Below are 20,011 nucleotides of genomic sequence, written 5' to 3' on the forward strand. Positions count from 1 at the left end.
TTCAGCGACACGCGTGCCACTTGCTTCGCTTCCGGGCACGACCCCAGCGCGTACGGGACTTTCACCCTTTGGAACGCTCAACTTCATGAGCTATATTCACCATTCAAGGCACACACAAACACTATCATCCATATGCTTACTGAGCTATTTGCAAAGACTGGTGCTATGAGATACTTTTATAGATATTTGAAAAGTCCAGCTTACGGATGATAGTTGGACGTTATCGGTAATGAGAGAACCGCACATCTCAAGTAACGTAATAGATTGAACTTAAAAGAAAAGTATATGGAATTGATTATTGGATTTGTTTATGATGTAATCGGCATAAGAGTCATCCGAAAAGAGAAGGATTTCACCAAAAGACTTTTGATGATCTTAGGTTTTTCGATAGTCGGTTTTCTGTTAATTGTTGTTTTGCTTTCGCTCTAAGACATTTGGAACCTAGATGGTTAAATAGCGTCAGCTTACTTTTTTTATCATTGATATTGTCTTGCAATGGTCTCCCTCGAAATCACGGAGCAATTGATTACAAGTTATTTTTAGCTGCCAATGAAAAAAGACCAATGGTTGTGGCTTTCGGTGGAAGTGAAGGCGGAATGGTGTATGCAGGTAAAGAAACCCAGAACCTAAGAGAAAGTATCCTTTCACTCGGTTATCATTTCCTTGTTGTTGGTTACTTTGGAACAGCGAATACCCCAAAAGAACTGGACAGAATTTCTCTTGATGCCATCTATGATACCATTAAAAATGTGAGTTATAACCACTTAATTGACCAAGATCAAATTGTCATTTTCGGTGGCTCAAGAGGAGGAGAACTCGTACTCAACTTAGCTTCCAAGTATCAGGACTTTGCTGCCATAATTGCAATTGTTCCGCCCAGTGTCACTTTGCCCTCAAGGTTTGGATGGAATGAAACTTCTTCCTGGACATTTCAACAAGAACAAATTCCTTGGATAACGGCAACTGATGAATCGATTGAACTCATAGATAAAGGAGATTTTTACGGTGGGTTCGGTAAAATGATTGAGAACCCACAAGCCATAGAGGAATTCGAAATACCTGTTGAAAAGATTATGTCACCTATTCTTTTCATTTCGGCAACTGACGATGAAGTTTGGCCTTCCACATTGATGTGTAGAAGAATGGCTAATAGACTTGACAAGAATAATTATCAGCATTTCTATCAACACATTGAGCTAAAAGGTGGCCATGCTGAATTTACCAAGAATTACCGTATGATTTTAGAATTCTTGAAAGAACACTTACAAATAGAAAAACCGATAACAGGCGCTAAAAACCCATAGGCTTATGAGCTACTTGCAAAGAGCATTGGAATCAGATATTTTTATAGAAATTAATAGTATCCCTTCGGCGCGTAGCCTATTGAGGGTTAGTTTTCTTGAGATTATCTTTGATGGGTAGCAGTCGGTGCAGTTCGCTAAGCCTGGTATCGGGGATTTTCCGTAGCACTTCCCGCAGCCATCCGAAGGGCTCTATTCGATTCATCTTGCAGGTGCCTAGGAAGGAATACATCATAGCGGCCTGTTGAGCGGCCTGGTGTGAACCGGCGAACAAGTAGTTTTTTCTTCCCAGGGCGACAGGCCTGATGCTGTTCTCTACCCCGTTGTTATCGATAGCCCACTGGCCGTTTTCGGTATAGCGTGTTAGCCTGGGCCACAGCTTTAGGCTGTAGGCAATCGCTTTGCCTATGGCACTTTTGGGCAGTACTTCCCCGAGGTTATCTTTGAGCCATTGATGGAGTTCCTCCAAGAGGGGTACAGCCTTTTCCTGGCGCAGGTTATGACGCTCTTCGGCGCTTAGGCTTTCGGTCTTCGCTTGCCTTTCGATCGCATAGAGGCCTTGGATAAGCTGGAGCACATGAGTGGCCCTAGGCTCATCATTGTCCAATGCCTGTTCAAAATACCGCCGGGCATGGGCCATACAGGCCAGCAACGTAATGTCCTTGTGACCCGCAAAAGAATCGTAAGCGGTATAGCCATCGGTTTGTAAAGCGCCCTTGAAGTGGTTCAAAAACGCAACAGGTCCTTCCCGTCCCCGGCTGGCCTGGTAGTCAAAACAAACCATGTTTTCTGCCGGGCTGCGGTATACCCAATGATACCCCTTGTGGGTAGCTCCCTGCTTATGGGAGCTTTGCACCGGGATCGGGGTCTCATCGGCCTACAGGTAAACGGAGTGTTGTACCTGCTCCTTCAACGTCTCGTACAGGGGCTCCAAGAGCTGGCAGGTCTTGGTGAACCAGCCGTTAATGGTGGACTCAGCCATCTTCACGCCTTCTCGTTGGAACTGCTGTACCTGCCGGTAAAAGGGAAGGTGATCGACGAATTTGCTGATCAACAAGTGGGCCAGCAGGCCGGGACCTGCATTGCCTTGCGGAATGGGCAGGCTGGGCAGGGAACTGATCAGTACTTGTTCCATGGTATTGTCCCCGGGTAGGGGAGCTACGTATTTAGGCCGTACCAGTTGCCGCACAAACAGCTTGCCGGGCAGGTAGTCCATGAACTCGGTCACCTCCTGGCCAATCTTACGAGCTCCCTCGGGCAGCTCTGCCGGTTCAAGGATGACCTGCTCACGGGGTAAGTGGGCCGGTAAGGGCAGCCGGATGGCCTTGCCTTTCTTTACAGGCTTCTCCCGATGGTAGGTAACCTGTTCCTTCCCCGGTTCGGGCACCACCGGCTTCACCTCGTCCAGGGCCAGGGGGAGGTGCCCCGGGTCGGCAGGAACAAAACGCTCGCGCTTCGCCCCAAAGAGCATCCGTTTGAGCTGGGCTAATTCCTGTTCTAAAAAGGTGTTTTGTTGCTGTAATTCGGTGATGGTTTCCGCCTGTTTTTGGTGCGCCTGCTGCAGGGAAATATAAGCTTCTTCTGTGAGGGGAACGGGTGGTTTTGACATGCCCAAAGATACCTAAAATCATCATTTTCACCTCTTTTAACCTACTTTTTTGCCCTCGTAACGGATGGTTTTTTGAAGACCCTCCAGCCGGATCCCCTCTACCATCATCACCAACTGTGGCCAGCTGATCCGGGCAGCTTTACCCACCAACCGGGGGCGTTCCAACACCCCTTGTTCCAGTCGCTTGTAGTAGAGCACAAAACCGCCTGCCTCCCAGTGCAACAGCTTCACCCGGTCACCACGCTTGTTGAGAAAGACAAATACCTGTCCGGTGGTAAGCGGTAAGTGAAGCTTACTGCACACAAGGCCCGTAAGCCCATCGAAGCTCTTACGCATATCGGTCGGCTCACCGTAGAGGTAGTAGCGGTGGGAAGACCCTAAACTGAACATTAGGATAAGCCGATAAGGGATCGAACATCCGACAAGGAACCTCCAACAGGCAACTTTACTATCACCCCGTTCGGGTAAGTGATCTCGATCTGCTCACTTACTTGGTCCCCCAGCTCAAGAAAGGCCGCTGAACCCGAAGCGTGTTCTTCCTGGTATTTGCTTCGCCAGTAGGCAAACGTACCTAACGACAACCCATGGGATTGACAAAAGGCCGCACGGGTTTGACCTCCCTGCTCCCAGGCCGATACCAACCTGTACATCTCTTCTTTCGTCTTTCGCTTATTCATAGAATCCTTTACTTTACATGCACGCTAAGATCTCAAACAGAAAACAATATTCATACACGCTACGCGCCGAAGGGATACAACGTTTAGTCCTAGCCAATTTCATCGCTATTTTAGTTTAGCCCTTTGTAAGGTCGCGTTACAACTGGTATCTCTATTGGATTGTCCGGTAAGTCCAAGCGCAATTATGACTGGAATGTAAAAAGTCCCGAAGGCAAGTTCGGGACTCGTTGATAAATTTCATTGGTGGTACTGACGATCCTGTCAGTAAACCCCGTTCAGAATAATTTTCGATCATAAAGATACATTCTCTCAGGGCTTTTTTTCAAACCATTTAAACACGATTGAAATGAAAAAAACGAAAATGTCCATGAGCGTGATCAACCCCAATGCCGCAGGTATTGATATAGGAAGCCGCTCCCACTTTGTAGCCATAGGACAGGGAGAAAAAGATGTCAGAGAGTTTGGTGTCTATGCTGAAGACCTTTCTGCTATTGTCCAGTGGCTCATTGAAAACAAGATCACCACCGTAGCCATGGAGTCTACAGGTACTTACTGGCAGAACCTTTTTGTCGAACTAATCAATGCCGGTCTTGAAGTCATCCTCACCAATGGAAAGTTCACAAAAAACATCAACCGTAAAAAGACCGATGTATTAGATTGTCAATGGATACAAAAGCTCCATTGTCTGGGCTTATTACCTTCCAGCTTTCTGCCTGACCACACCACCGAAAGACTCAGGACATATTGCCGGCATAGAGATAACATGATTGGCCAAAGAGCCAATAGTATCCACAAAATGTCCAAGTTCCTTAAGTACCTCAACTTCCGGCTTGACGTAGTTGTAAATGATATCGCTGGACAGACTGGATTAAAGATTATCGAAGATATCTGCAATGGCAACCTTGAAGGCAAATCACTGGCACAACATCGTCACCACAATTGCCGAAAATCTGAAGAAGAAATAGCCAAAGCCCTGGTATCCAACAAAAGGGAAGATTATCTCTTCGGGCTCAAACAAGAATTTGACAGGTATAAATTCTATACTTCCTGCATCGATGAATGCGACAAAGAAATTAGCCAGTTCCTCGAACAGACCATCCGACAAAAACCTGATGTGGTCGATGACATTCCTGACCCCAAGCCTCACAAAAGACAAAACAAAAATGACATCAAAGGCATCAACCTCAACATCGTTTCCTATCAGTACTTTGATGGAGTAGACCTGCTGGCTATACCGGGCGTAAGCCACTCAACCATCTTATCAATTATGAGTGAAATGGGACCCGAAGGAGTTAGCAAGTTTCCTACCGCACAGCATTTTGCTTCCTGGCTAAGACTTGCCCCCAACAATAAAATCAGTGGTGGTAAAACTTTATCCAACAGAATACCACAAGGCAGCAACCGCTTAAAGATTGCTCTTAGAAACTCTGCCAATGCTATCGGGAATCTCAAAGACTCAGACTTAGCTAAATTCTTCCGAAGACTAGCCTTCCGAAAAGGAAGAACAGCCGCCATCAACGCTACTGCCAGAAAAATCGCTGTGATCATCTGGAACATGATCACTAAAAAGCAACCTTACCTACCAAAAAATAATTACCTATTTTTAGATCAGAAAAGACGGATCGTAAGCAAAATGAGAAAACAAATCAAAAATCTAGGTTTAAACCCCAATGACTTAGGGTTCTCCAGAGCAAATAGGGATAAAATCGCTGCGCAAATGACACCTGATAATCAATCTCTTAGCTTACGTTAGTCAGAATTGGAGTGATTTGGCATCACAATTGCCAGAAAAAAGGGTAGTGATTTTCCGAATTTATTTCAGAAGTTTCGCAAGGATAGAGAAAAAGATGAAAGTACTTTCTAAATATTACAATAGTCAGTTAAATGTATTGTGCTTCTCTGTGCGTTAGTCAGTATTCCAAGAGTCAATGAAGCTTTATGCTCTCATACCGATTTTAGTGCTATTTCCTTTGCTGTTAATTGGTCAAGATGAAATAGAAAGTGGTGGGACCATTAATGATATAGATAGCAAAAATAACCCAACGTATCATTTGGCCGATGGCTTTTATGTTATGAAGCAAGTATATCCATGGAATCGGACTGTCTATAAAAACATCGTATCCGATACTTTATATATTTATTTAATAGCTAAAACAGGATTTTGGATTTTTAGAAGAGAAATAAAAAAGGATAGCATAAAGATTTATAGGAAGAGGCGAATTAGGACTGATACGGTTTATGCATTTGATTATCAACTTCTAAAAACAGACAAAAAGTACAATATCTTTCCAGAGGCAATTGCCTCTAGAAATCATATCCTTAGGATTTACCATTCTCAAGTTGTTGATACAGCTTCTGAAATAAACCTTGGCTTGACATTTAAACTATCAGAATTTACTAATAATTCGCTATGCACTGCTTCTAATTCAAAAAAAGATAATTGTTATATTGGATTAGTCATTGATTCAAAACTGGTTGGTATATCAACAGATTACTACAAAAACAAACTAGACCAGAATAATAAGGTAAAACCTAAATATTTGTCATTCAGTTTTTCAAACCTAAATGAAATGGATGTTGAGAAAATATATTTCGACTTAAAACCAAATTCGTTTAAAACCATCAAATGAGAATTATTATTTTATCTGTACTAATTTTTTTCAAGGTTCTGAATACTTATAGTCAGTCAAACAAGTATTTTAAGATATTACCAGTAAACCCTACCATAATAGTCAACTCTCCAACTTCACTAAAAGTCATTGATACGTTGGATTTGAATAGAAGGGTTCTTGAGGCCCAGCATGAGTTGGGAGGGTTAGAGCCAAGATATCCTATAGCTCAAACATATGAACGTCCTGATAATCAAATTTATGACGATATTCTTTGTCTAAGAAAATACCGGACATTATCAAATCATTGTACTAATTATATAGTTCAAGTGGATGGTGAGATTGTAGAAGTTTTTTCAAAAGAGAAGTTCAAACAACTCTTTGCTCCGGTTGATAGTAAGGAAGAAGCATTAAGTTTTGCGTTTGCCTTATCTGATGTTTTTCACCCCAAGGTTATATATGACTTTGCTTTTTTGAATGCGGAAGGATCGGATTACGAAATTTACAGAAAAGAATTGTCCCCTACTGCTGTTAGTGAGGTGAGCGGTGGATATGAAGTGGTTTTGTTTTCAACGTATTGGGGGTACACAAGTAGGTGCACAGAGGTAATAATATTTGTGTCAAGAAAAGGAGATGTGAAAGTTTTAAAAAAAGAAAGACTCTTTCATGACAAAAAATTTGACTTAATAATCGATTAAAACTGAGTACAACAGACACTAAAATGAATATGCGAACTAAGTCCTTTGATATGACAATGCGAAATATGAACCTCAGTGCTTCTAGCAAACGGGACGCATACTCATTTTAGTTGAGCGTTAGGTTTCATGCAGTGACGTAGAAAAACCCACCGCACATTTTAGCACATTTATGGTAGTATTAATTCGAGATTATCACCTTAAAAGCGTATCTTTCTCGAAATATTTCTAAGATTGACAGTTTCAGAATACATTAAGCAATTACAATCATTTGAAGAATACTCATTCTCAATGGAAGAAGTAATAAAAAACGCATCTAAAGATTCCGTTGCTGTCAAAAGAGAAATATCAAGGTTGGCTGAGAAGAAGGAGATTTTAAATCTTCGAAAAGGATTTTATCTAATCATTCCCCCCAGATACTCTTCATCAGAAAAACTGCCCATTCAATTGTATGCTGAAAAGCTATTCAAATATCTTGATCGAAAATATTATGTTGGACTATACGCTGCTGCAAAAAGTCATGGAGCAAGCCATCAGCAATCACAACGAGATTATCTCATAATAGAAACTCCAAAACTCAATACCATTAAAAAGAAGAGTTTTGATATTCGGTTCTTCACTACGGGAGCTTGGCCAGAGAGCAATATTGAAATTAAGAAATCGGATGCAGGAGAATATAAAATATCCTCTCCTGCTCTCACATTTATCGATCTCATCCATCACCATACTAAAATTGGGGGACTCAATCGCATGCTGGCTTCATTAGAAGAACTCACCGAAGAAATGCACGAAATAGAAATGAAAGAGCTTACCTCTTGGTACCATCATAGGAGCACCCTTCAAAGAGTGGGTTTTTTACTGGAAGAATTGATTGGGGAAAATACTTTAGCCGACATCATCCATGAAAAGCTAAAACAGCAACCCTACTTTCCGGTATTGCTGAGTCCCAAGAAAATTCAAAAGCCCGGGGCAGTTGATAACAAATGGAAAGTAGATGTAAACATTAAACTGGAAAGCGATTTATGATTGCCAAACCTTACATAGCGAAATGGCAGGAACATGCTCCATGGAAAGAATTCTCCCAAGTAGAACAAGATTTAATTATCAGTAGGGCATTGGTGGAAATTTTCTCTGATGACTTTCTCAGGGAGCATCTAGCATTTAGAGGTGGTACAGCTTTACATAAACTCTACTTAAACCCAGCCCCACGATATTCTGAAGATATTGACTTAGTTCAGATTAAGCAAGGCCCCATTAAACCAATCATGGAGCGGATTGGCGAAGTGATCACCTTCTTTGAGGAAGACAGAAAAACACAAAACAGAGGTCATGGAATCAAAGCACTGTATCGATTCACATCTGAGTATGAAGAAATTCGGATGCGATTGAAACTTGAAATCAACTGTCGGGAACATTTCAATGTATTGGATTGGGTAGACTTCCCTTATGCAGTGCAAAGCGAATGGTTTGAAGGCAATTGTAAAATACGCACGTACAGCATCAATGAGTTACTCGGAGCCAAACTTCGGGCATTATACCAAAGAAGTAAAGGGCGAGACTTGTTTGATTTGGATTATGCCAGACGCAATATGGACATCAATATTGATGAAATCCTTGAGTGTTTTCGAGAGTACATTGTGTTTGGCACTGAGAAAAAGCCACCGAGCCAAAAGGAGTTTTTGCAAAATATAGAAGCGAAAGAAAATGATCCAGACTTTACCGGAGATATGGAAGCCCTCCTGAGACCTGAAATAGAGTACAATCAAGAGAAAGCTTTTGAATGGCTGAAAAATGAACTGATAGAAAGAATGTAATTCCAAAGACATGCAAATAGATATCAAAGGAAAAATAAACGAAAAGAGACTTGCTTTCAGCAATACACTTCTTCCTTTATTTGAGACTATAGTTAACTCAATTCAAGCTATTGAAGAAGAAAGTGCTACTTCTACAGGCATCATTCAAATTGATATTATCCGTTCGACACAGAAAGGTTTAAAATTTGACGAAAAAGAAGATTTACCAGACATCATTGATTTTGTTGTTCGTGATAACGGAGTTGGTTTCAATTCAAACAATTTTGATTCCTTTAATTATGCTCATTCTACTTACAAAAAAGGGGGTAAAGGAGTTGGTCGCTTTACATGGCTAAGAGCTTTCCAAAAAGCAGAAATAGAAAGTCGGTTCAAGGAAAACGGTGAGTGGAGCTTGCGTAAATTCAATTTTGAACCTACAAAAAAGGGAATTGAGAAGCACAAGATAGAATCAGTCAATACTAGCGAAGAAAGATATACAATTGTCACACTCAAAGGATTAAAAGAAGACTATCGTAAATGGTGCAATAACAAGGCTGAAGATATTGCTTTAAAAATCATTGATTGAACATACTTTTATTTATTTCCTAAATGATAATTGTCCACGGATTCTTTTGAATGATCTGGGAAATCAAATAGTTGTAAACGATCTATTTCAATTATTCACTAGTGGGCAAGTCAATTCGAAAAAGCTTAAAATAAGAGATAACAATTTCAAACTGAGTTTAGTCAAGCTGTACAGCAATAAGGTAGATAATAAGATACATTATTGTGCAAATACTAGGGAAGTAGTTTTTGATAAAATTGCCACAGATATTCCTGAATTGGATAATTTCCTAACGGACGAAGAAGGAAAGTCATTTTCTATTGCCATCTATGTAGAAGGTGCTTTTTTGGATGAAAATGTAAATGAAGAAAGGACTGCAATAAACTTTAATAAAGGAGAAGTCAAATTCCCAGATCAAACATCACAAGAGGAACTTAGGCTTGCAATTACTGATTTACTTCAATCAGAATTTGAAGGGCAAATTCAACAACTTTCTGAACGGAGATTAGGAAAAGTAAAAGAGTTTGTTGTGCAACTCCTAGGTACCGACAATTGCTAAAATACAAACCTGAAAAACTCAAAAAAGTACCATCTACATTGTCAGAAGAAAAAATGGAACTAGAGTTGTTCAAGATTCAGCAAGAGCTTGAACTTGATGTTAAAAAAGAAACAAAACAGGTGCTAAAATTCATCGATTCAGAAGAAGATAAGGACAATTTCGATGAAAATCACAAGGCTCTTTACGCCAAAATAATTGAAGTCGGAAACTCAATCTAGTAAGGCTTCAACTATAAGCGTTTCTAAAACGGATAAATCATAAGGTGAAATCAGCCCAGGTATGCACTTATGGTTATTTTGTAAGCGTCCGAAGAACGCATCTTCCAAAGTTTAGTAGTCTTTGCTAGACTTGCCTTATGAAAAGACACGAAGAAACATCGATGCGTGAGCTGTATGAAAACTGGCAGTCCTCGGGGTTGAGCCAAAAAGCCTTTGCCCTACAAAAACAAATCGCCCCCTCTACCTTCTACTATTGGGTCAAAAAGTTTAGGCAGCCCGGAGAACCTACACCAAAAGGCTTTAGCCCAATCCTGATGGAAAGCATGCCAATAGCCTCTCCACCACTGGCTGTAATTCATTACCCTTCAGGGGTAAGTGTAGAATGGCAGGGCGGGGCCGACACGTTACACCTGCTTAAATCCCTACTCTGACCGGCATGCTGTCCCTTACTCCTTCCTGTAGGTATTTCCTATATCGTTCACCCTGTGATATGCGGTTTTCTAACCCCCACTCATCATAGCTGGGCGTTATCGACAATAGAAAATACTAAAGTGAATGGAAGAAAAACCTGACCTGTCCTGGCATAAGTTTAGCGGAGTGTAACTTATGCCTACTAATGATTGCAACTTGCTTTGCCAAACTCCAACAAGTACTTTGGTCAATGGCAATTTTCAAACTACCTGATGTGGTAGACTTCAGCCACAGCTAGAAGCCAGTTGAAAAACCTACTTTCTCCCTTCCAAAACCTTCTCCAGCATCGCCACCTTCTCGCGCTCACTTTTTAGCAGGGCCTCATACAGCTTTTCATTTTTTTCCATGGCCTCTACCCATTTATCAAGGGGGTTGAACGTACAACTGTTAGGATAATTGACCTGTAATCCAGTTGCGCCTTGGTTAGCGCCCTCGTAATTATTTTGGATGAAATTTACTGTGGCTTCCTCATTAAAATTATGAATCGCATCAGGATCGACTCCAAGTATACCAGATATCTTTTCGACGGTTTTATCTTCCACCTCTTCATTGCTCTCAATATTGGAAACGGTTTGTTGGGTTACACCTAGCTTTTCGGCCACTGTATCCTGCTTTATGCCCAGGATCTCACGAACGCGGCGAATGTTTCTGCCCAGGTGTTTTGGTCGGGGTGTTGTAGTACTTTCCATAGACTTAAAGTTATTAAGATTTTATACATTCCGGGTATTGCGCTGGTAAAATACAAATGGCATTTGTAAAGTACAAGGGGCCTTTGTGCCGTACCATCACCCTTTTTCTGTACTTCGGCCTCATGCAGCAGCAGTGCAATGCTACTGCCCGAATGATAACTCACTGAACATAGGATGAACTCACCGAAACTATACCACCAACTGACCAACGCTCTGCGCCAGGGCAACACCGGAAGCATTTTTAACTGGCTGCCGGAAGTACCGGATGAAAATGTGCGTGCTGCCCTGCACACGGTCATTTCCACAGACCATGAAACATACCTTACCATCAAAAAGCTGCTGCAAACCCAATACCCGCCGCGTCTGGCGCTTCGTCACTTTTTTGACCGGCAGAGAGAGGCGCATCAAAGCCGGTTCTTTTCTTTTTCAGTAAAAGAATGTACACCAACCTCCGTAGGGTATGCGTGCAAAACTGCGGTGGAAGCCGCCATCATGGCGCGGCTTTATGTAGCCATTACGTACCTGTGCAGCTATGCCATAGACCAGGGAGCAGAATTTATCCTGGTGGGGCTGTCGTCCGTAAAGGATAAGGTCAGGCTTACCATAGATGCAGATGTATCTTTCTTCAGCTGTATAGAGGAGGCCCAGGATGTGGCTTTGTGTATGGCGCAAAATCACATCCGCCGGATCAATGGCGTGCTCTCGGTGGAGGGTATGGGGATAAATGCGAAGCTTTCCAGGCTTACGCTGTCTTTGGATACGGGGTGACGGGGGGATGTTGGTTCGGATCCGACCGGGGTGCTAAAAAAAGAAAACGCTGCTTTTCCGGGTGGGGCTTTCTTTTTTAAATCTAATTGATTTGAGTGCCAACGATTTAGTCATAGTGTAACGTCCTGATTTTGGTTGACTTTAATGGAATATGTACATGCTTAGTTGATTGCCCCTCCAATGCTAATAAGTAGTAAACCCGACTCTTCTTCAGAGAATCCTGCTGATATATTGAGAGAAAAACTTTCTTTAATGGGTACAAAGTATACTCCGAAACCATAACCAGCATGAAATTGGTCCGTAGTGTCGAAGTCAGAATACACCCTGCCCGTATCATAGAAGCCTTTTATCCCAAACTTTATAGGAATGATTGAGGTTTGAAACTCAGTGAGTTGTATACGGAGTTCTGAATTAATAAACACTAAAGATCTGCCCGTAAAACGGTTTTGTTCATAGCCTCGCAGGTTGCTTTGCTGGCCGAGATACGCCTGCTTATAGAAGGGAATCACGTCCTCTCCATAGCTGGTTGAGCCTCCCAGCCTGGCACTTAACGTCCATGGATTCTTCTTTTGCCAGGTAGCATACTTTTCAACAAAACCCTGAACCACGCCATAGCTATCATTATCCTTATTAGTGAGGAAACCACTTTGATATTTCAGATATAAGCGCATGCCTTGCTCTGGCAGATCTGCTCTATCTCTAAAGTCCAGGTTCAATTCAGCTACAGCTTCCAGAATACTTAAACTTTCCACACCAAAAAGATCCGGGCCAAGGGTATCTATCAATGCCAGGATAGTGCCCGGCTCAATGACAGGTTCACTTTCTTCTAAATGAACCCCTAACCTGAACGTGCTTTTTTTCCAGAAATCTCTTACCACACCCAGGCCGCCACTTACTGTTTCGTAACGCGTATTATAAAAATCATTATCGTCCAATTGATCATCATTAATGCTGCCATTGCCGGGGCCAAAGAACTTATTGAAATCATTATTGTCTGCAAAGAGTCCGTTTAACTCCACATCCCATTTCCCCAAAGCATGACGATAACGGCCGTCATAACTGATGACCATGATGTCCTGAGTAGTAAAACGACCTTTTATCTTATGTATGGCGCTAAAGTCAGGTTTCCCGAATTTTTGCCGTTTGAACTGTATACCTATGGTTCCTCCGAAGCCGGCGGTTGAATTGGAGCCGATGGAAAATATCGGACGGTACCGGTTATAGGCAAATCGTGTCCGGTTATAGTTGTATAGTTTATTATCCCAATGGCTGATCTGCTTACTTTCGCTTCCAAGGTTAAGTGTAGCGTCTGCATCTTTTTCATAGATCAGGGTTTTCTTTCCACCGGACCTGACAATGGATTCATCGGTGATTTTATCTGGGCCGGGGCCACCAATCACTCTAATTTTAATGGACTTTTGTACTTCCCCGGAAATGGTAAACTGGTCTGAGCCATCCAGACCAAACAGTCTTATTTCTTTGGTTTCTTTAGGGTCAAAAACACGAGTATAAAGTTTTCGTCCTGTCGAGCCATCTTTTTTGATGTTTTGGACTGTTACTTTTACACTTCCATTAGGCTCACGTATTACCTCAAAATGTTCTTTTTTGTTGGAACCTACCACATCCACTTCTTTTGAAAGCATACGATAATACTCAGTAGCATACTTTTTAAGGTCTTTTAATCGCTGTTTGAGCTTCCCTTCAATTTCCTGGCCAGACAGCGGGTAAATTTCTTCCGGCATTTTTTTTATCGCCTCTTCGATGACATCATCGGTTATTTTGGATTGGATATAAGCTGCGGCGGCCTCCCAATCTTGTTTGGAGAGTTCGCTGAGCAGGAACCGGTCAAAGTGCCTGGATTGCCATGTTAAACTTCTGATGTCTTTAATCGTATAGTCGAAATTTTCACCACTGGCTTTGGCCCATTTTCTATCGGCCAGCCAGGTAAGGAAGCCATCCCACCGGGAGAAAACGTGATCACGGTCACGAGGTATAGGCCGGTACGTCATACCACCTTCATCATTGCTGTACCCTGCCCACTTCCAGTTATCTTCGTGCCTTCCCCAGTCACCAACGAGTATATCGAACATACGTGCCTGTGAGTACTCCCGTTTATCAATGATATTGTCATTATCTTTATACAGCTTCCTGAACATTTTGTAGGTCTGCAGCACCTCCTCTGCTTCTGCAAATGGCACCTTTGTCTTCTTGATGTTGATAGGTTTTTCCTCTAGCATCCCCAGTAGGTTGGCATATTTTTTTCTAAAAGGGCCCAGTTTGGGGTCATCCGGCAAAATGAATAATTCCGGGGAGGCATGTAAAATATCCGTTTTATCCAGCATGGTGCTGATAACCATGGCTCCGTAAGGATGTTGCATGGAGGTTACATCTTTAAACGTTTCAGACACTATCGTACCTCTGAATTTCCTTCCAAGAACGGAAGTCGGGTCTTTGTCTACTGAGCGAAAGGCATATTCTCTTCCGTCTCCACCTTTCATTTTTAGAGATGTAGTTTGCCGGCCACCCCCCTTTTCATAAACTTTTAACCCCTGTTTTTCTGTAGCCAGGTCCAGGTAAGGTACCCGGACAGGTTGGTTCCAGCTCGGGCGATAGCGACTGCCGAAAAGAAATTTTTTCATGCCTTTGGCAGGATAATTACCCCCGCTTATTTCACCTATCCCGGAAGATGCATTACTTGTACGCTGGTTTTCTTCCAATGTTTTACAAGGTATGAAAGAGGTGTTAAAAAGTTTGTTGTCAGATGATTGATCGCAGGGGGAGAATAAAAGTGTTTCTTGTTTCAATATACTAAAAACAGTGTTTTCTGAGCTTTGATGGGCTACATAATCCACCTTTCCATCTTCATAATATACAAGCTCAATTAACCCTTTAGAGGCTGTGGCAAATCGTACTTTTGTTTTGTCTTTTCCAACAAACCTGGCCTCAGCTACTGAACCGCTGTTGATAAAAAAGCTGCTGTACCCCTGAAGTACCTGTAGGTCATAGTCATGTCCTGACGCATAGATGGTGGAGCTTTTATCGAGTACCATGGTCTCTATTTTGTGCCGGATAGGATCGAAACGCTTGTTGACTATATCCAGTTTGGTGCCTACATTTTGATGATAGGCCGCTCTGAAACTTCCATAGATAGGGGGTGACAGATGCACCCTAGCTGGCAACTGTCCTCCATATTCGCCCACAGATAATAAAGGATGATGGCCGGCAACCAACAAGTTTTTCCCGTTGGCATCTTCAAGTTCCTCCCTCAGTTCGTTCAGGAAATCTGTTCTGGTTACAATCTTACAATCTGCGTCTGCCGGTTGTGGTTTATAGAAGGGGTGGTTCCACCATTGTGTATCTATAGTGACTAATACAAGGTTATTAGACAATTCTATGCTTTTGGGTCCGGGACATCCTTTTGAAACAGCCCAAACCACGTTTTGAATACCCATTTTAGCGACAGCTTTTTCCAGCGCCTTAACACTTTTAAGTCCGTTTTTACCTGAATTTGCCCAGTCACGGTCTCCGGGTATAATGACAGTTCTTCCCTGCTCGAAACCGGATAAAGCCTTGAGTAATTTATTTACCGGAGTAATATCCTGTTCTGAAGGTAGGTTATCTGTATTTATCAAATCGCCGCTTAAAACAACGGTGAAAGGTCCTTTTCGAGGTAAAAGCTCTTTGAATTGCTCAATGAATGTTGAATTCTCTGACAGGTCCGCTGTATTGCCCAGTAAATAGACACGATGCTCAACGTTTTGGGATTGAGCCCTTCCAAAATGAATAGATCCCAGTAATATAACCAAGGCAAGTATGTGTGGATAAATGTTTTTCAGCATGTTATTATACTCCCGGAGAAACCGAATTTTTTGTTTAAATACTTACCTAATAACCGTATCAGGTATGCTATCACAATCGCTTCTCGAGCATTAAAGATAATCTTTCCTTTCTTTTTAAAAGGTTTGAATATTATTCAACGTATGGGTCACAAGCTTTTTGGTATAGCTTCTGGCTACTGAGTCGATGGAAGAAGGGTCAACTGAAGCAGACTGTCTTTTCCACTCCATAGTTTCTTTACCATTGAATAAATCACTGCCGTATCCTTTGTCAGGTGTGATTTAGTCGAAATATAGTATTCCGGTGTATGAACGGTGCGAAATGTTTGATAAAAAGGTAAAACACAATCATTTTTTTGCCATGGACACCTTGATAATGATCGGGCCCGATGGGGAAAGTAAATTTTGATGATAATGCAGTCAGGGTATCCGGTACTTGAAGGAGTCTTATCTATGGGGAATTAAGCCTAAAAAAGTGAAAATGAAATAAGCCGCTGTATGTCAATATGTTGTGTGTTGGAGAGGCTTGTGAAACATCTGGATGAATTGCAAATTATTAAAACAAAAACACCTGAAATGAAAAAAATACTGAGTTTACTGATGCTTATGAATGTAGCTGTACTTTTGCTTTCCTGTACACCTGAAAAAGATGTGGCGCCATGGCGTACCCTCATTGTAGGAGAATCTTTAGAGGGATGGGAAAAAAAGGGAGGTGATGCTACTTATAGGGTAGAAGGTGGTCAGGTGGTGGGTACAACTTTGGCAGGTACGCCGAATACTTTTTTGTGCACAAAAGAGGTTTTTTCGGATTTCATACTGGAATATGAGGTAAAGCTTGAAGCTCCTGTAAACTCGGGAGTGCAGTTTCGAAGCAACAGTGTAGCCGAAATGCAAAATGGTCGTGTGCATGGTTATCAATGTGAGATTGATCCTTCCGAGCGTGACTGGTCTGGGGGCATTTATGATGAGGCGCGAAGAGGGTGGCTGTATCCGATAGACCTTAATCCTGATGCCAAAGGAAGCTATAAGCATAATGAGTGGAATAAGTTCAGGGTTGAAGCTATTGGCGATACCATCAAAACCTGGCTCAATGGAGTTCCAATGGTCCACCTGGTAGATGATGAAACACAAAGTGGGTTCATTGCACTCCAGGTACATTCTATTAAGGAGGATAAAGATGCTAACATAGAAATACGCTGGAGAGATGTCCGGGTGATCACCGAAAACCCTGGAAAATATACACAATCGACTCCCTTACCCGTACATAATAATTTTAACCAACTTACTTTTAGTGAGGAAAAATGGGGATGGAAAATGCTTTGGGACGGAGAGACAACTGATGGATGGAAAGGTGCTAAAATAGATGAGTTCCCCGCATCACCAGGCCCTGAGCAAGGTTGGAGAATAGAAGACGGGGTGCTGACCATCTATGAATCTGGTGGAGGAGAGTCTAAATCTGCCGGAGATATTGTGACTACTTCCAGGTATAGTGACTTTGTATTAAAAGTAGATTTCAAAATTACCCCCGGGGCCAATAGTGGGATCAAATATTATGTGGATACCGATCTTAATAAGGGAGAGGGATCAGCGATAGGCCTGGAGTATCAAATATTGGACGATGAGCTTCATCCCGATGCTAAACTAGGTAATCATGAAGGGAGCCGGACACTTGCCTCATTGTATGATCTGATCAAATCGGAAAACAAATTTCCCAGGGCCATGGGCGAGTGGAATCATGCGATGATCGTTTCCGATAGTCTGCATGTTGAGCATTGGCTTAACGGTCGAAAAACCCTGGAATATGAACGGAAAAGTCCGGAATACAGGCAGTTGGTAGCTGAAAGTAAGTATAATACATGGGATGGATTTGGAGAACTACCAGAAGGCCAATTATTGCTGCAGGATCATGGAAATACTGTATCTTTTCGGAACATTAAAATCAAAACCAACTAATCATGTCTCAGATAGATCGAAGAAATTTCGTCAAACTAACCGCGGCTGCCGGTATTGGATCCATGGTATACCTTCCCACAGGGGCAAGGGCGTTCTCTTTTTCTCCTAATGAAACGGTCAATGCAGCCATTATAGGCATGAATGGAAGGGCTCAGGCACATATTCAATCCATACAGTCGGGTCAAAATATTAAGGTTACTCATGTGTGTGACGTGGATGAAAAGATCCTGAACGCACGTGCTGAATCAGCTCGAAAAATGCTGGGCTACAAAGTCAAAAAAGAGAAAGATTTCAGAAAGCTATTGGAAAATAAGGACATTGATGCTGTATTCATTGCTACGCCCGAGCATTGGCATGCACCTATGGCTATTATGGCCATGCAGGCTGGTAAACATGTTTATGTAGAGAAACCCTGTAGTCATAATCCCAGGGAAAATGAATTGCTGGTAGAGGCGCAAAAGAAATACGGATTGCTTTGCCAAATGGGCAACCAGCAAAGATCTGCCGTGACATCTGCTCAAGCCGTAAAAGAAATATCAGAAGGGATTATCGGGGAGGTCTATTTTGGAAAAGCCTGGTATTCAAACACCAGGGGTTCCATAGGCAGGGGTAAGAAAGTAGCGGTCCCCGGGCATCTGGATTGGGACCTTTGGCAAGGCCCGGCTCCGCGAGAAGACTTCAGAGATAATCTGCACCCGTATAACTGGCATTGGTTTAAGACCTGGGGTACAGGTGAGATCCATAATAATGGGACGCATGAAATAGATATCTGCAGGTGGGCGCTGGGAGTTCATTTGCCTAAGCGTGTGGTTTCATCAGGTGGCCGATACCATTTTAAAGATGACGATTGGCAGTTTTATGACACACAGCTCGCTACTTTCGAATTTGACGGAGATAAAGCCATTACCTGGGAAGGGCGTAGTTGTAATGGGCTTCCGCATTATGGCAAGGGAAGAGGCTGCACTATCCACGGTACGAAAGGGACGATATTACTCGATCGGGAAAACTATATCCTGTATGACATGCAAAATAACGTCATTAAGCATGAGTTGGAAAAAGATCCGGGTACATCCAATGATACCAAAGACACAACAGGATTCGATGGTTTGACAGTGAGTCATATACAAAACTTTGTAAATGGCATCCGTGAAGGAGAAGCGTTAAGGTCCGAAATCAAAGATGCCAGCATTTCCACTATGATCTGTCATCTGGGAAATATCTCTCAGGACTTACAGCAAAGCCTGGACATCGATACTTCGACCGGCAAAGTAATAGATAATAAGGAAGCCATGGGCCAATGGGAGCGGCAATATGAAAAAGGCTGGGAGTTGAAAGTGTAACTATCTATCATACAGTGAACTCCCTTGTATGACCAGGTGATTCATTTGACTCGGACGGACTGGCAGTCAATGAATATTCTGCTAGTCACCTCCGTTTTATCTGGCCGAAAGATAAAAGACGCAAAACCTCTTTATGTTAGGCAAACCCGGGATAGGTAAAAAGGCATGGTGATAGTACTTACTTTACATTGATATCTGCTATATGCTCCGATGAACAGACTGACTATGTCATTCAAAGATGAAATCCATCTCTGCACTATGTACAACAATTTTTAAGAGCTCCTGAAGGGTAGGGATTCCGTTTTCAATGTAGAAAAAGATGGCGTCACCCTCTTTTTCAGCTGATTGCATGTTCAGAATGTTCGCCTCAATCAAGACTTCCAGCAAGTTCCCGATGACCTGCCGGCTGTCTTCCATTTTTGTACTTCGCACCTATTTTGTGAAGCCGGAGATATCGGGAATGAATATTAAGGACTTGGTCATACTGGCAGAAGTGCTCATTCTAAAGGTACAGGCATTGGATAGAACAAGCCATCTGACCTATAATCCTTCGTTACTCTCGCTTATCCATTGAGCTGCTTCTTCACTTGAGGCCCATTTTACCGCGTTCACAATTAATGATTTATCCCAAATTACGCAATAGGAAATATCAGAGGTGTTTGGACTTGATTTGAGGTATTCCAAAGTCCATTGAACCATTTTCTTCGTTGTTTGGCTAGTGCGATTTTGAGGACGGTTTTTCCTTTTACTTTCTGGAAATACGCTCCGATGGCAAAAGTTTTGAAGCGTATCGTAGATAATGTGTGCTGTACTTCTGATTTAAGAATAAAGAGCCTGAAAATAGCCATTAGATTGTAAGCCATCATGGCCACTGTTAGGGCTGCTTCAGTGGCATAAAACTCGTTCAGTGAGAAGCTGTTCAAGCCAA

General features: G+C 42.3%; 19 protein-coding genes and 1 pseudogene. 13 read left to right on the top strand and 7 right to left on the bottom strand.

From position 1 onward, the window contains the following. Nucleotides 1-434 precede the first annotated feature (434 nt). A complete protein-coding gene (locus FNH22_RS30795; protein WP_143402389.1) occupies nt 435-1,304 on the top strand; it encodes a S9 family peptidase in 870 nt (289 codons plus the stop codon). Between the two features lie 76 nt (nt 1,305-1,380). Here the strand turns inward: FNH22_RS30795 and FNH22_RS32775 are convergent. The 3 genes and pseudogenes from FNH22_RS32775 to FNH22_RS30815 all read right to left on the bottom strand — a co-directional run bounded on the left by FNH22_RS32775 (nt 1,381) and on the right by FNH22_RS30815 (nt 3,587). Beyond that, nucleotides 1,381-2,910 (bottom strand): annotated as a pseudogene (locus FNH22_RS32775) (IS66 family transposase). Between the two features lie 36 nt (nt 2,911-2,946). Then, the gene (tnpB, locus tag FNH22_RS30810; RefSeq protein ID WP_143402392.1) at nt 2,947-3,300 is read right to left on the bottom strand and encodes an IS66 family insertion sequence element accessory protein TnpB; all 354 of its coding nucleotides are present in this window, start codon (nt 3,298-3,300) and stop codon (nt 2,947-2,949) included. Then, the gene (locus tag FNH22_RS30815; protein WP_143402393.1) at nt 3,300-3,587 is read right to left on the bottom strand and encodes a hypothetical protein; all 288 of its coding nucleotides are present in this window, start codon (nt 3,585-3,587) and stop codon (nt 3,300-3,302) included. Before FNH22_RS30815 ends, tnpB begins: the two co-directional genes overlap by 1 nt. A 346-nt stretch (nt 3,588-3,933) precedes the next feature. Between FNH22_RS30815 and FNH22_RS30820 the strand changes: the two genes are divergently transcribed. From FNH22_RS30820 to FNH22_RS30860, 9 genes are all read left to right on the top strand, one after another. Further along, a complete protein-coding gene (locus FNH22_RS30820; RefSeq protein ID WP_255518198.1) occupies nt 3,934-5,340 on the top strand; it encodes an IS110 family transposase in 1,407 nt (468 codons plus the stop codon). Between the two features lie 175 nt (nt 5,341-5,515). After that, a complete protein-coding gene (locus FNH22_RS30825; RefSeq protein WP_143402394.1) occupies nt 5,516-6,217 on the top strand; it encodes a hypothetical protein in 702 nt (233 codons plus the stop codon). Then, on the top strand, nt 6,214-6,894 hold the full coding sequence (locus tag FNH22_RS30830; protein ID WP_143402395.1) for a hypothetical protein: 681 nt from the start codon (nt 6,214-6,216) through the stop codon (nt 6,892-6,894). Before FNH22_RS30825 ends, FNH22_RS30830 begins: the two co-directional genes overlap by 4 nt. Nucleotides 6,895-7,182: 288 nt before the next feature. Next, nucleotides 7,183-7,917: a type IV toxin-antitoxin system AbiEi family antitoxin gene (locus FNH22_RS30835; RefSeq protein ID WP_221420386.1), complete on the top strand. Its 735-nt coding sequence runs from the start codon at nt 7,183-7,185 to the stop codon at nt 7,915-7,917. Next, nucleotides 7,914-8,705, top strand: a complete 792-nt coding sequence (locus FNH22_RS30840; RefSeq protein ID WP_143402397.1) for a nucleotidyl transferase AbiEii/AbiGii toxin family protein — start codon at nt 7,914-7,916, stop codon at nt 8,703-8,705. The genes FNH22_RS30835 and FNH22_RS30840 overlap by 4 nt, the downstream gene beginning before the upstream one ends. Before the next feature lie 10 nt (nt 8,706-8,715). Further along, nucleotides 8,716-9,270: an ATP-binding protein gene (locus tag FNH22_RS30845; protein WP_143402398.1), complete on the top strand. Its 555-nt coding sequence runs from the start codon at nt 8,716-8,718 to the stop codon at nt 9,268-9,270. Further along, nucleotides 9,263-9,808 (top strand): hypothetical protein, encoded by a 546-nt coding sequence (locus FNH22_RS30850; protein WP_143402399.1) that lies wholly within the window; start codon nt 9,263-9,265, stop codon nt 9,806-9,808. Before FNH22_RS30845 ends, FNH22_RS30850 begins: the two co-directional genes overlap by 8 nt. Next, the gene (locus FNH22_RS30855; protein ID WP_185154517.1) at nt 9,802-10,026 is read left to right on the top strand and encodes a hypothetical protein; all 225 of its coding nucleotides are present in this window, start codon (nt 9,802-9,804) and stop codon (nt 10,024-10,026) included. The genes FNH22_RS30850 and FNH22_RS30855 overlap by 7 nt, the downstream gene beginning before the upstream one ends. A 137-nt stretch (nt 10,027-10,163) precedes the next feature. After that, nucleotides 10,164-10,457: a hypothetical protein gene (locus tag FNH22_RS30860; RefSeq protein ID WP_143402401.1), complete on the top strand. Its 294-nt coding sequence runs from the start codon at nt 10,164-10,166 to the stop codon at nt 10,455-10,457. Between the two features lie 294 nt (nt 10,458-10,751). Here FNH22_RS30860 and FNH22_RS30865 read toward each other — a convergent pair whose 3' ends face one another. Continuing rightward, on the bottom strand, nt 10,752-11,186 hold the full coding sequence (locus tag FNH22_RS30865; RefSeq protein ID WP_143402402.1) for a helix-turn-helix domain-containing protein: 435 nt from the start codon (nt 11,184-11,186) through the stop codon (nt 10,752-10,754). A gap of 174 nt (nt 11,187-11,360) precedes the next feature. Here FNH22_RS30865 and FNH22_RS30870 point away from each other — a divergent pair, with 174 nt between their 5' ends. After that, nucleotides 11,361-11,954: a hypothetical protein gene (locus FNH22_RS30870; protein ID WP_143402403.1), complete on the top strand. Its 594-nt coding sequence runs from the start codon at nt 11,361-11,363 to the stop codon at nt 11,952-11,954. Between the two features lie 161 nt (nt 11,955-12,115). Here the strand turns inward: FNH22_RS30870 and FNH22_RS30875 are convergent, their stop codons facing one another. Next, on the bottom strand, nt 12,116-15,793 hold the full coding sequence (locus tag FNH22_RS30875; RefSeq protein WP_143402404.1) for a BamA/TamA family outer membrane protein: 3,678 nt from the start codon (nt 15,791-15,793) through the stop codon (nt 12,116-12,118). A gap of 573 nt (nt 15,794-16,366) precedes the next feature. On the opposite strand from FNH22_RS30875, the gene FNH22_RS30880 reads away from it, so the two are divergent. Next, nucleotides 16,367-17,743 (top strand): DUF1080 domain-containing protein, encoded by a 1,377-nt coding sequence (locus FNH22_RS30880; protein ID WP_143402405.1) that lies wholly within the window; start codon nt 16,367-16,369, stop codon nt 17,741-17,743. 2 nt (nt 17,744-17,745) lie between these two features. Continuing rightward, nucleotides 17,746-19,083: a Gfo/Idh/MocA family protein gene (locus FNH22_RS30885; RefSeq protein WP_143402406.1), complete on the top strand. Its 1,338-nt coding sequence runs from the start codon at nt 17,746-17,748 to the stop codon at nt 19,081-19,083. Nucleotides 19,084-19,311: 228 nt separating this feature from the next. Here FNH22_RS30885 and FNH22_RS30890 read toward each other — a convergent pair whose 3' ends face one another. After that, on the bottom strand, nt 19,312-19,515 hold the full coding sequence (locus FNH22_RS30890) for a DUF2652 domain-containing protein (RefSeq protein ID WP_143402407.1): 204 nt from the start codon (nt 19,513-19,515) through the stop codon (nt 19,312-19,314). Nucleotides 19,516-19,715: 200 nt separating this feature from the next. Beyond that, nucleotides 19,716-20,011: transposase (locus tag FNH22_RS30895; RefSeq protein ID WP_143402408.1), on the bottom strand; the 296-nt coding region annotated here is incomplete at its 5' end.

It is taken from the genome of Fulvivirga sp. M361, from assembly GCF_007097395.1.
Classification (GTDB): Bacteria; Bacteroidota; Bacteroidia; order Cytophagales; family Cyclobacteriaceae; genus Fulvivirga.